This window comes from Sulfitobacter sp. G21635-S1 (assembly GCF_027213915.1).
In the GTDB taxonomy this organism is placed as follows: Bacteria; Pseudomonadota; Alphaproteobacteria; order Rhodobacterales; family Rhodobacteraceae; genus Sulfitobacter.
Window position 1 is genome coordinate 102,584 of sequence record NZ_JAPWGV010000011.1, and the last position, 12,494, is coordinate 115,077.

Here is a 12,494-nt window from a genome sequence, read left to right on the forward strand (position 1 = left end):
TGGGAGGAAGAGATGCAGTCAACACAAGCGAATGCCGTCACCTATTTCGTGGACCGCCATATCGACGAGGGGCGGGGGAAGAAGATTGCCTATACCGAAGCTGAAACCGGGCGCAAACTGAGCTATGCGCAGATGGCGGCAGGGGCGGCCAGGGTCGCCGGGGCGCTGAGCCATGCGGGCATCCGCCCCGAGGAACGCGCGGCGATGCTGGTGCTGGACCAGATCGAATTCCCGCAGATTTTCTGGGGCGCGATCAAGGCGGGAGTGGTGCCTGTCCCCCTCAACACCCTGCTGGCGACCCCTGTCTATGACGCGATCCTGCGCGATTCGCGCGCCGCAATCCTTTTCGTCTCGGCCCCCCTGTGGGAGGTGGTGGCCCCCGCCATCGCCGATAACCCCTGGTTGCGCCAGGTGGTGGTGATCGGCGATGCGCCCAAAGGCACCCAGGATTTCGCCGCTTTCACGGCAGATGCGCCACCGCAGGATACCCTGCCGGTCAGCAGCGACGAGGTTGCGTTCTGGCTTTATTCCTCAGGCTCCACCGGTCAGCCAAAGGGCGTGGCCCATGTCCATTCCGCCCTGCGTGCCACCGCCGACACCTATGGCGCCGAGGTGCTGGGCATCCGCGAGGATGATGTGGTGCTTTCGGCGGCCAAGTTCTTTTTCGCCTATGGGCTGGGCAATGCCATGACCTTTCCGCTGTCGGTGGGGGCCAGCACGATCCTTTACACCGGCAGGCCGACCCCCCCCGGCATGCTGGAGACGATCGGGACCCACAAGCCCACGATCTTTTGCGGGGTGCCAACCCTCTATGCGGCAATGGTTGCCCAGATGAACCGTGACGGCGCGCCAAAGGCCCCGCTGCGGGTCTGCATCTCGGCGGGCGAGGCGCTGCCGGAGGATGTCGGCATCCGCTGGGAAAAGCACACCGGGGTCGGCATTCTGGATGGGGTCGGCTCCACCGAGATGCTGCATATCTTCCTGTCCAACGCACCGGGCGACATCGTTTATGGCACCTCGGGCCGCGCGGTGCCGGGCTATGCCCTGCGGCTGGTCGACGAGAATGGCGAGGAGGTCGCGGCGGGCGGCATCGGCGAATTGCTGGTCAACGGCGCTTCGGCGGCCAATGGCTATTGGAACCAGCGCGACAAGTCGCGCAGCACCTTCGAGGGGGTCTGGACCCGGACCGGCGACAAATACGAAAAACGCGCCGACGGGCGGCTGGTCTATTGCGGGCGCACCGATGACATGTTCAAGGTCTCGGGCATCTGGCTGTCCCCCTTCGAGGTTGAGGGCGCGCTGATCAGCCACCCGGCGGTGCTGGAGGCCGCGGTGGTGGCCAAACGCGACGCGGAAGGGCTGGAGAAACCACAGGCCTTTGTCGTCTTGCAGGCGGGGGAAGACCCGGACGCGCTCCGCGAGGTGCTGAAGGACCATGTGAAAGAGAAAATCGGAAAGTGGAAATATCCGCGCTGGATCGAGGTGGTCGAAGAGCTACCTAAAACAGCGACGGGCAAGATCCAGCGTTTCAAGCTGAGAGAGGACTGTTGATGGCAATCGAATGGAGCGAGAAACCGGCTGACCGGATCACACTGGGGGGCTCTGCGCTGGAATACGGCTGCTGGGGCCCTGCGCCGGATCGGGCACCAACGCTGGTCATGCTGCATGAAGGCCTTGGTTCCATCGCGCAATGGCGCGACCTGCCCGCCCGTCTGGCGGCGGCAACGGGATTTGGTGTGCTGGCCTATGCGCGGGCGGGCTATGGCGGCTCCGACCCCGTGACGCTGCCGCGCCCGCTGAACTACATGTCGCTGGAAGCGGAGAATGTGCTGGGCCCGCTGCTGGATGCCGCCGGGATTGCCCAGGCGGTGCTGCTGGGCCATTCGGACGGTGCCACCATTGCCGCCATCTATGGCGGCTCCGTCTCCGACATGCGGGTGCGGGGGCTGGTGCTGATCGCGCCGCATTTCTTTGCCGAGGCAGAGGGGCTGACAGCCATCCGCGCGGCGGGCAAGGCGTACCGCGAGGGCACCCTGCGCAATCGTCTGTCAAAGTATCACCGCGATGTGGATTCCGCCTTCAACGGCTGGCACGACGCCTGGACGGACCCGGCTTTCGAGAGCTGGAATGTGGCCGATTGCATCGACCACCTGCGCATTCCGGTGCTGGCGATTCAGGGCCGGGAGGACCCTTACGGCACCCTTGCCCAGATCAGCGAGATCGAGGCGCGCATCTATTCCCCGCTGGAGACGCTGATCCTGGAGGGGTGTGGCCACGCGCCGCATCTTGAGTATCCCGAGCAGACAGAGGAGGCGATCGTCGAATTCTGCGCAAGGCTGCACCGGCTGGAGCGGGAAGAGGTCCGTATTGCCTGACGCGCCGGATGGTCCCGAACTGCCACCGCACGTCTATGTCCCCGGCGTGACGCGCCGCCACCCGGAAGGGTGGTTCGACAGGATAAAGGCCAGCGTGACCGATGAGGTCGCGGTCGCCGACCTGCACCACACGGCGGCCTGGCAGGCGGGGCGGGCCTATTTCGATGCGGGCTATTACTGGGAGTGTCACGAGGTGCTTGAGGCGGTCTGGATGCGCACGCCGGAAGGGTCGCAGGAGCGCGACATGACCCAGGCGCTGATCCAGCTGGCCAATGCGCGTCTCAAGATCACCATGCAACGGCCCCGCGCGGCCTGGCGGCTGTGCAACATGGTGGAGGGGCATCTGGCCCGCTGCGATGCAACAGCCAGGATTCTGGGGCTGGAGGTCTCAGAGGTCCGGCATTGGGTGGTGCAGACGCGAAAGACGCTGGAAACCACGTAGATATGCATAATACTGCAAAAACAGCGGCGAATTCTGGCAAGTTCACTGGTTTACCCGCAAGAGGATGGAATTATAATACACCAACAGGTCCAGGCAGGCTGTGAAAGGATTACCCATGACCAAGATCATCGACTTTCAGACGGACCCGTCGAAATACCGGCACTGGAAAGTGACCTATGACGGCCCGGTGGCCCATCTGTTCATGGACGTGGATGAAAAGGGCGGGCTTTTCGACGGCTATGAGCTGAAGCTGAACAGCTACGATCTGGGCGTGGACATCGAACTGGCCGATGTGGTGCAGCGGATGCGGTTCGAACACCCGGAGGTCAAGGTGGTGGTGATGCAATCGGCCAAGGACAAGGTGTTCTGTGCCGGGGCCAACATCCGCATGCTGGGCGGTGCCGCGCACAGCCACAAGGTCAACTTCTGCAAATTCACCAATGAGACGCGCAACACCTATGAGGCGGCGCTGGCCGACAGCGGGCAGAACTACATCTGCGCGGTGAAAGGGGCCTGCGCGGGCGGCGGCTATGAACTGGCGCTGGCCTGCAACCACATCATGCTGACCGATGACAGCACGTCATCGGTTGCCCTGCCCGAAGTCCCGCTGCTGGCGGTGCTGCCCGGCACCGGCGGGCTGACCCGTGTGACCGACAAGCGCAAGGTACGCCGGGATCTTGCGGATGTCTTCTGCTCCATCGAGGAAGGGGTGAAGGGCAAGCGCGCGGTCGAATGGCGTCTGGTGGACGAGGTCTTTCCGAACTCCAGGTTCGACGAGGCGGTGCTGGAACGCGCCCGCGAACTGGCGGCCGCTTCCGACAAGGCGGATGTGGCCGAGGGCATCGCGCTGACCCCGATCAGCCGCAGCTTTGCCGAGGATGGCGTCACCTATTCCACCGTCGAGGTTGCCCTGAACCGCAAGGGCGCGCGCGCCACGATAACCATCAAGGGCCCGGATGCGGATGCGCCTGCTGATATGGCGGCTTTTGCCGCCGAGGGGGCGGAAACCTGGCTGCTGCGCTGCGCGCGCGAGCTGGACGACGCGATCCTGCATCTGCGCAACAATGAAAAGGAACTGGGCCTGATCGAATTCCAGACCCAGGGAGACCCCGAAAAGGTCATCGCCCATGAGGCGCTGCTGCTGGGCAACAAGGATCACTGGCTGGCCAATGAGGTGCTGCAATACTGGAAACGCGTGCTCAAGCGGATCGACATGACCTCGCGGTCGCTGGTGGCGATCGTGGAACATGGGTCCTGCTTTGCCGGGCCGCTGGCCGAACTGCTCTGGGCGGTGGACCGCAGCTATATGATGCTTGAGGAATTCGACGGCGACAATCGCCACATGGCAGCCATCACCCTGTCCGAAGGCAATTTCGGCACTTACCCGATGGGCAATGACCTGACGCGGCTGCAAACGCGGTTCCTGGGCACGCCGGAGCAGGTGGAAAGCCTGCGGGGTTCCATCGGCGCGGCGCTGGAGGCCGATGAGGCCGAAGAACTGGGGCTGGTCACCTATGCCTATGACGACATCGACTGGGAGGACGAGGTGCGCCTGTTCATGGAAGAACGTGCCTCCTTCAGCCCCGATGCGATGACGGGGATGGAGGCGAACCTGCGCTTTGCCGGGCCGGAGACGATGGAAACCCGCATCTTTGGCCGGCTGACGGCCTGGCAGAACTGGATTTTCCAGCGCCCCAACGCGGTGGGCAAGGAAGGCGCGCTGCAACGCTATGGCACCGGCCAGCGCGGCGAATATGACATGGAACGTGTGTGAGATATCGGTGCGCATGAATGCGCACCCTACGCCGGATACGGCGACCAACGGATGTAACCAACCGTAGGGTGCGCATTCATGCGCACCGACCTGGAGGAATAAGATGCTCGACCTGATCAACGTAAGCTATGACACCCAAATCCCCAACAATGTGGGCCTGAGCGAGGACAAGAAGGTTCTCAAGGCGCTGGAAAAATGGCACCCCGGCTATATCAACTGGTGGAACGACCTGATCCCGCAGAACTTTCAGGAATCCATGGTCTACCTGCGCACCGCCGTCAGCGTGGACCCGAAAGGCTGGGCCAAGTTCGACTACGTCAAGATGCCCGAATACCGCTGGGGCGTGTTGCTGGCCCCCGCAGTCGAGGACCGCAAGATCCCCATGGGCGAACACTATGGCGAACCGGCCTGGCAGGAAGTGCCCGGCGAATACCGCAACATGCTCAAGCGCCTGATCGTGATCCAGGGCGACACGGAGCCGGGTTCGGTCGAACAGCAGCGCTTCCTCGGCCTGACAGCACCTTCGCTTTACGACATGCGCAACCTGTTCCAGGTCAACGTGGAAGAGGGCCGTCACCTCTGGGCGATGGTCTATCTGCTGCAGAAATATTTTGGCCGCGATGGCCGCGAAGAGGCGGATGACCTGCTGGTCCGCTCCTCCGGCTCCGACGACAGCCCGCGGATGCTGGGGGCCTTCAACGAGGAAACGCCGGATTGGCTGTCCTTCTTCATGTTCACCTATTTCACCGACCGTGACGGCAAGATGCAGCTGGAAAGCCTCGCGCAATCGGGGTTCGACCCGCTGTCGCGCACCTGCCGCTTCATGCTGACCGAGGAAGCGCATCACATGTTCGTGGGCGAAACCGGCGTCGGCCGCACCATTCAGGCGACGCTGGAGGCGATGGCGAAACATGGCATCACCGACCCCACCGACATCAACAAGATCCGCGATCTGGGCGTCATCGACCTGCCCACGATCCAGAAAAAGCTGAACCTGCATTACACCCTGTCGCTGGACCTGTTCGGGCAGGAGGTGTCGACCAATGCCGCCAATGCCTTCAACTCCGGCATCAAGGGGCGCTACATGGAGCAGCGGATCGACGACGATCACAAGCTGACCGGCGACACCTATCCCGTGACCTCCATCAAGGACGGCAAGATCGTGACCGAAGACGCCCCGGCGCTGACCGCCATCAACATGCGCCTGCGCGACGATTATGTGCGCGATGCGGCAGGGGGCGTGGGCCGCTGGAACAAGCAGATCCAGAAGGCCGGGGTGGATTTCGAACTGAAGCTGCCGCATGAGGGCTTTCACCGCCAGATCGGCGTGTTCAGCACCGTGGCCGTGGACCCCGATGGCCAGATCATCTCGGCCGAGGAATGGCACAAGCGCCGCGATGAATGGTTGCCGACCAAGGCAGACGGTGATTTCATCCAGTCGCTGATGGTGCCTTGCTACGAGCCGGGCAAATACGCCTCCTGGATCGCCGCACCCAAGGTCGGGATCGACAACAAGCCGGGCGACTTCGAATATGTGAAGTTGCACATGGCCTGATCGGCAGGGTGGGTTTCAAACCCAGCTTGCGGCAAGATCGAAAGGTGCGTGCCGGTCACGCACCTTTCGCACAGGAAGGACATGCCGCCCGACCAGCGGGCCGGAGGGGAGAGCGCATATGAACAAACCGGTCAAGCAACACCTGATCGATCCGGAAATCTGCATCCGCTGCTATACCTGCGAAATGACCTGCCCGATCAACGCGATCGAGCATGACGACAACAATGTCGTGGTCAACGCCGACATCTGCAACTTCTGCATGGATTGCATCCCGGTCTGTCCCACCGGCTCCATCGACGAATGGCGGGTGGTGCAGACCCCCTATACATTGGAACAACAGTTCGAATTCGACGAGCTGCCCGAGCAGGAAGACATCGAAGCCGCCCCCGCCAGCGATGACGAGGAAGCGGTCGATCCGATTGCCGCCCTGCTGGCAGAGGCGCACAAGGGCGCGGGCGGCAAGGCCAAGGCCCCGCTGAGTGCGGGCAAGCCCACGGTCAACATGTACACGCTGGGTAAACCGGCGCGGATGAAAGTGCAGGGCAATTACCCGCTGACCAAGGACCCGTCCCACGATGTGCGCCACATCATCCTGGACCCCGGCGCGCTGCCCTTTCCGGTGCTGGAGGGGCAATCGGTCGGCATCATTCCCCCCGGCACGGATGCAGAGGGCAAGCCGCATCTGCCCCGGCTTTATTCCATCTCCTCGCCCCGCGACGGCGAGCGGGCGGGCTATCACAACATCTCGCTCACGGTGAAGCGCGAGGACAAGGGCCTTGCCTCCAACTACCTCTGCGATCTGGAGCAGGGTGCGGAAGTCGAGGTTACCGGCCCCTTTGGTGCCACCTTCCTGATGCCTTCCACGGCGGAATCGCATCTGCTGCTGATCTGCACCGGCACCGGCTCCGCCCCGATGCGTGCCTTTACCATGCAGCGCCAGCGCAGTGGTGCGACAGGTGGCATGACCATGTTCTTCGGCGCGCGCACGCCAGACAGCCTGCCCTATTTCGGCCCGCTCAAAAAGGTGCCGGAAACCCTGTTGAAACAACACCTTGTGTTCTCGCGCCAGCCGGATCAGGACAAGGAATATGTGCAGGACCGCATCCTGGCCGAGCAGGACAGGGTGGCGGAACTGCTTGAGGATGACCGCACGCATATCTACATCTGCGGGTTACGCGGCATGGAGGAAGGGGTCGAACTGGCCCTGACCTCCATCGCGGAAAGCCTGGGCCAGCAATGGACCGCCCTGCGTGATGCCATGCGTGAGGATGGGCGTTACCACGTGGAGACCTATTGATGGCCGATCCCTTTATCCACCCTGTCAACGTCACCTGGGGTGACTGCGACCCGGCGCGCATCGCCTATACCGCCCGTCTGCCCTATTTCGCGCTGGATGCGATCAACGCCTGGTGGGAGGCGCATCTGGGCGGTGACGGCTGGTTCCAGATGGAGATCGACCGCAACGTCGGCACGCCTTTCGTCAGCCTGGCGATGGAGTTCCGCAGCCCGGTCACCCCGCGCCACACCCTGATGTGCGACACTTTCCCGACCCGGCTGGGTGACAAATCCATCAGTTTCGCGGTGAACGGATCCCAGGACGGCAAGCTGTGTTTCGAGGGGCGGTTCACCTGTGTATTCACCATCGCGGACCAGTTCAGAAGCCAGCCGGTGCCACCGGACCTTCGGGCCATCGTTGAGCCGCATATTCGTGCGAAATAATGCAGAATGCCCTGGCTGAGCCCTTGCCGGGGTGATCGACTTGCGGAATAATGCATTAATGTCTCTGATTGCGCCCCATGGCTGATACGCAGGATGCCCCGGACCCCGGTGCCGCGCTGATCGCGCGCATGGCTGAACGGGTCGCCGCCGCCCGCAAGAAGCGGGGCCTGCCGCGCCGGGTGCTGTCGGAGCTGTCGGGTGTCTCGCCCCGCTACCTCGCCCAGCTTGAATCGGGCGAGGGCAACATCTCCATTCTGCTGCTGTCGCGCGTCGCGGCGGCGCTTGATCTCAAGGTCGAGGCGCTTTTGGCGGATGAAATCCCGATGGACCACGACGCACAGCGCTTTGCGACCCTCTACCGTAATGCCCCGGCCGAGGTGCAGCACAAGGTCAGCGCCCTGCTGGCCCCGCGCGACCCCGGGCTGATGCGCGCCGGGCGGATCAGTCTGATCGGGTTGCGCGGCGCGGGCAAATCCACCCTTGGCCGCCTTGCAGGCGAAGCGTTGAAGATCCCCTTTGTCGAATTGAACGAAGACATCGAGAACGCGGTCGACATGCCCCTGGCAGAGGTCATGGCGTTCTACGGCGAGGACGGATATCGCCGGTTGGAGGCCGAGGCGCTGGACCGCATTTCAACCGTGCACGACCGTGTCATTCTGGCTGTTGCGGGCGGCATCGTCGCGCAGAAAAACACCTATGACCGGCTGCGCGAACGGTTCCACACCGTCTGGATACGCACCAGCCCGCCCGAGCACATGCAGCGCGTGCGCGCCCAGGGTGATGTGCGCCCGATGCAGGGCAATCCCGCAGCGATGGCGCATCTGAAGGAATTGCTGACGGCGCGCAGCCCGCTTTACGATCTGGCCGAGGCGCAGGTGAATACATCGAACCGGACCATCAGTTCCTCGCTGAACGATCTGCTGACCACCATTGCCCGGCACAATTTCCTCGATCCGGTGACATGAGCCAGGCGGCGCTGACCGCAGGGCTTCAGGATGTGTTCTGGCGGCGGGGTGAGGCGCTGCTGTTTCAGCATACAAACCCCTGGGAGCTGGACGAGGCGCTGACCGCCTGGGGCTATGACATGGGCCCCTGCGAAGCGCAGGATCTGCTGGGGCTGGACAGGGTGCTGGCGCGCGGCCCGCACCGCGACGTGCCGATCCTGCCGCGCATGGTGGCAGAGGGGCGCATGGGCAAGCAGGGCGGTGTGGGCTATTACCGCTATCCCGGTGGCGGCGGTGCCGTGATCGACCCGCTGATCGAGGATCTGATCCTGGAAGAAGCCTGGTTTGCCAGGGTCACACGATCCGACTTGAGCGATGCGGCCCTTGTCGCGAAGATGCATGCGGCGCTGCTGGCAGCGTGCCGCATGTTGCTGGCGCAGGGGATGACGCGCGCAGCCCTTGCCATGGCGCTGACAAAGGCGCTGCATCTGCCACAGAGCCGTGCCTCTGAACTGTCGGACCTTGCCTGAGGGCGGTGCCGGTTCAGGTCAGGACAGCTGCATCGCGCAACCGGGCAATGGCGGCATCATCATAGCCGAGATCGCGCAGGGTCGCCTCAGTATCAGATCCCGGGGCCGGGGGGCTTTGCAGATCGTCTGGCGTGCTGCGCGAGAACCGGGGCGCCGGGGCGGCCTGGGTGACCCCGGCCACTTCGGTAAAGGTGCCGCGCGCCGCCATCTGCGGATGTTCGGGGGCTTCGGACCAGGTCAGGACGGGGGTTGCACAGGCGTCGGTGCCGTCGAAAATGGCAGCCCATTCATCGCGGGTCTTGCGCCTGAAGACCTCAGCATAGGCCGCGCGCCTTTCGGGCCAGGTGGCGCTGTCCATCTGGCTGGCCATATAATCCTGCGGCAGGCCGGCAAGGCGCACCAGTTCCGCAAAGAACTGAGGTTCCAGCGGACCGACCGCGAGGAATTTTCCATCTGCACATTCATAGGTCCGGTAAAAGGGCGCCCCGCCATCCAGCAGGTTGGCCTCGCGCGTTTCGGACCATTGGCCGCGTGCGATAAAGGCATGTACCAACGCCATCATCGCGGAGGCGCCATCGACCATCGCGGCGTCAATCACCTGACCCTTGCCGGATGTCTGCCGCTCAAAAAGGGCGGCCATGATGCCAAACAAAAGGAACATCGTGCCGCCGCCGTAATCGGCCCCGATGTTGAGCGGCGGCATCGGGGTGCCGTCCGCAGCACCGGTGGCCTGCAGAAATCCGGTAAGCCCCAGATAGTTGATGTCATGCCCGGCCGTCTGCGCCAGCGGCCCGTCCTGGCCCCAGCCCGTCATCCGGCCAAAGACAAGGCCCGGATTCCGCGCCAGGCACTCCGCCGGTCCCAGCCCCATCCGCTCCATCACGCCGGGGCGGAACCCCTCGATCAGCACGTCGGCGCGCGCGATCATGGACATCGCCACGGCGCGCCCCTCGGCTGATTTGAGGTTCAGCGCGACAGAGCGTTTGCCGCGGTTGTTGATGTCGGTCGGATCGGCCGGGCCGGATTTGCGGGTGATCAACGTGACCTCCGCCCCGAGGTCAGCCAGCAGCTGGCCCGCCAGCGGGGCGGGGCCAAGCCCTTGCATCTCCACGACCTTCAACCCTTTGAGTGGTCCGCTCATCCTGTCCTCCGGCCGGGTGGATACCTTGTGATCCGCGCTCAGGACACGTCCTTGTAGCTGACCTCGCGCTTGTCGGTGCCGCCCTTTTCGCGGCGCACCAGCAGGCGGTTCAGCGCGTGGATATAGGCGCGGGTGGAGGCGACAACCGTGTCGGTATCCGCCGACTGGCCGGTCACGATCCGCCCGTCCTCTTCGATCCGGACAGAGACCGTGGCCTGCGCATCGGTGCCTTCGGTGACCGCATGCACCTGGTAAAGCTGCAGCCGCGCCTCATGCGGCACCAGCGCCTTGACGCAGTTGAAGGCCGCATCGACCGGACCATCGCCGGTCTGTTCGGTGGTCTGTTCGGCACCGTCCACGTTCAGCGTCATCCGCGCCTGGTTCGGCCCTTCGGTCCCGCAGATCACATGCATCGACACCAGCGTGACGCGGTCTTCCTCGGGGTCGGTGGCCGTGCGCATCAGCGCAATCAGGTCGTCCTCGTAGATTTCCTTTTTCCGGTCGGCCAGTTCCTTGAACCGCACAAAGACATCCTTGAGCTGGTTGTCGCCCAGCTCGTAACCGAGGTCTTCGAGCTTGGAGCGCAGTGCGGCCCGGCCCGAATGTTTGCCCATGACGATATTGGTCTCGGTCAGGCCAACGTCTTCGGGGCGCATGATCTCGAAGGTTTCGGCGTTCTTGAGCATGCCGTCCTGGTGGATGCCGGATTCATGGGCAAAGGCGTTCTTGCCGACGATCGCCTTGTTGAACTGCACGGCAAAGCCGCTGACAGATGCGACCCGGCGCGAGATGTTCATGATCTTGGTCGAGTCGATCCCGGTCTGGAAGGGCATGATGTCGTTGCGCACGCGCAGGGCCATCACGACTTCTTCCAATGCGGTATTGCCCGCCCGTTCACCCAATCCGTTGATCGTGCATTCGACCTGACGCGCGCCCGCCTCGACCGCGGCAAGGCTGTTGGCCGTCGCCATGCCAAGGTCGTTGTGGCAATGGGTGGCAAAGACGATCTCGTCCGCGCCGGGAACATTCTCAAGCAGTTTGCGGATCAGATCGGCGCTTTCGCGCGGCGCGGTGTAGCCCACCGTATCGGGGATGTTGATCGTTGTCGCCCCGGCCTTGATCGCGATCTCGACCACCCGGTAGAGGTAATCAAGCTCGGTCCGGGTGGCATCCATCGGGGACCATTGCACGTTGTCGCAGAGGTTGCGCGCATGGGTCACCGTGTCGTGGATGCGCTCTGCCATTTCGTCCATGGTCAGGTTCGGGATCGCCCGGTGCAGGGGCGAGGTGCCGATGAAAGTGTGGATGCGCGGCTGGCGCGCATGTTTCACCGCCTCCCAGCAGCGGTCGATGTCGGGCAGCTGCGCGCGGGCAAGGCCGCAGATCACCGCGTTCTGTGACTGGCGCGCGATTTCGGAAACGGCGGCAAAGTCGCCTTCCGAAGCGATGGGAAACCCGGCCTCGATGATATCGACACCCATTTCATCCAGAAGGCTGGCGATTTCCAGCTTTTCGGCGTGGGTCATGGTGGCGCCGGGGCTTTGTTCGCCATCGCGCAAGGTTGTGTCAAAGATCAAGACGCGGTCTTGGGATTGGGTATTCATGTCGGGTTCTCTCTGTTCTGCTGTAAATCCATGGCGCGTCACCATCCCTCTGAGCGGACGCGCCGGATGGCACGCTCAGAGGCGGATTAGCAGCAGCAGGTTGGCACGCAGCAGCGCCGCGCAGGGGCGCGGCAGGGTCGGGATATGGGCGGCGTGTGTCATGCCGCTATTTATACGCCGCGTTTTTCAAATGGAAAGGGGGCAATGCGCTTTGCGGTGAAGTCAGTTCGCGTCGGCCCCGGACCTTAGGCTCTGGACCCATTGATTCTATATGCTCAGCGGCGATTTCACGAAATTTCAATGGTTTGGGGCGTGCAGCCAATAGTGGTTCTATTTGCAAGCGACCCAAGACGTTGAAATGAAGTGAAATCGCCGCCCGTCGCTCCGAAGGAGCGCCGACTCATGTTGGC

General features: G+C 63.4%; 11 protein-coding genes. 9 read left to right on the top strand and 2 right to left on the bottom strand.

Annotation, left to right across the window (positions count from 1 at the left end; genetic code table 11):
• Positions 1-12 precede the first annotated feature (12 nt).
• From O4H53_RS12675 to O4H53_RS12715, 9 genes are all read left to right on the top strand, one after another.
• Positions 13-1,551 carry a benzoate-CoA ligase family protein gene (locus tag O4H53_RS12675; protein WP_269364158.1) on the top strand — a complete coding sequence of 513 codons (1,539 nt, stop codon included), beginning with the start codon at positions 13-15 and terminating at the stop codon, positions 1,549-1,551.
• Positions 1,551-2,375: an alpha/beta fold hydrolase gene (locus tag O4H53_RS12680; RefSeq protein ID WP_269364159.1), complete on the top strand. Its 825-nt coding sequence runs from the start codon at positions 1,551-1,553 to the stop codon at positions 2,373-2,375. The genes O4H53_RS12675 and O4H53_RS12680 overlap by 1 nt, the downstream gene beginning before the upstream one ends.
• Positions 2,368-2,817 (top strand): DUF309 domain-containing protein, encoded by a 450-nt coding sequence (locus O4H53_RS12685; RefSeq protein WP_269364161.1) that lies wholly within the window; start codon positions 2,368-2,370, stop codon positions 2,815-2,817. The genes O4H53_RS12680 and O4H53_RS12685 overlap by 8 nt, the downstream gene beginning before the upstream one ends.
• Positions 2,818-2,932: 115 nt before the next feature.
• Positions 2,933-4,591: a 2,3-epoxybenzoyl-CoA dihydrolase gene (gene boxC, locus O4H53_RS12690; RefSeq protein WP_269364162.1), complete on the top strand. Its 1,659-nt coding sequence runs from the start codon at positions 2,933-2,935 to the stop codon at positions 4,589-4,591.
• 103 nt (positions 4,592-4,694) lie between these two features.
• Complete coding sequence (gene boxB / locus O4H53_RS12695; protein ID WP_269364163.1) at positions 4,695-6,146, top strand: benzoyl-CoA 2,3-epoxidase subunit BoxB; 1,452 nt, start codon at positions 4,695-4,697, stop codon at positions 6,144-6,146.
• Positions 6,147-6,264: 118 nt separating this feature from the next.
• Entirely contained in the window at positions 6,265-7,443 is a 1,179-nt protein-coding gene (boxA, locus tag O4H53_RS12700; RefSeq protein ID WP_269364165.1) for a benzoyl-CoA 2,3-epoxidase subunit BoxA, read from the top strand.
• Complete coding sequence (locus O4H53_RS12705; protein WP_114277436.1) at positions 7,443-7,865, top strand: acyl-CoA thioesterase; 423 nt, start codon at positions 7,443-7,445, stop codon at positions 7,863-7,865. The genes boxA and O4H53_RS12705 overlap by 1 nt, the downstream gene beginning before the upstream one ends.
• A 77-nt stretch (positions 7,866-7,942) precedes the next feature.
• Positions 7,943-8,830, top strand: a complete 888-nt coding sequence (locus tag O4H53_RS12710) for a helix-turn-helix transcriptional regulator (RefSeq protein ID WP_269364167.1) — start codon at positions 7,943-7,945, stop codon at positions 8,828-8,830.
• Positions 8,827-9,339, top strand: a complete 513-nt coding sequence (locus O4H53_RS12715; protein ID WP_269364169.1) for a 3-hydroxyacyl-CoA dehydrogenase family protein — start codon at positions 8,827-8,829, stop codon at positions 9,337-9,339. The genes O4H53_RS12710 and O4H53_RS12715 overlap by 4 nt, the downstream gene beginning before the upstream one ends.
• Before the next feature lie 13 nt (positions 9,340-9,352).
• On the opposite strand, the gene O4H53_RS12720 is transcribed toward O4H53_RS12715, so the two are convergent.
• Both O4H53_RS12720 and O4H53_RS12725 read right to left on the bottom strand, forming a co-directional pair.
• Complete coding sequence (locus O4H53_RS12720) at positions 9,353-10,480, bottom strand: CaiB/BaiF CoA transferase family protein (protein WP_269364171.1); 1,128 nt, start codon at positions 10,478-10,480, stop codon at positions 9,353-9,355.
• A gap of 38 nt (positions 10,481-10,518) precedes the next feature.
• The gene (locus tag O4H53_RS12725; RefSeq protein ID WP_269364173.1) at positions 10,519-12,084 is read right to left on the bottom strand and encodes a 2-isopropylmalate synthase; all 1,566 of its coding nucleotides are present in this window, start codon (positions 12,082-12,084) and stop codon (positions 10,519-10,521) included.
• Positions 12,085-12,494 lie beyond the last annotated feature (410 nt).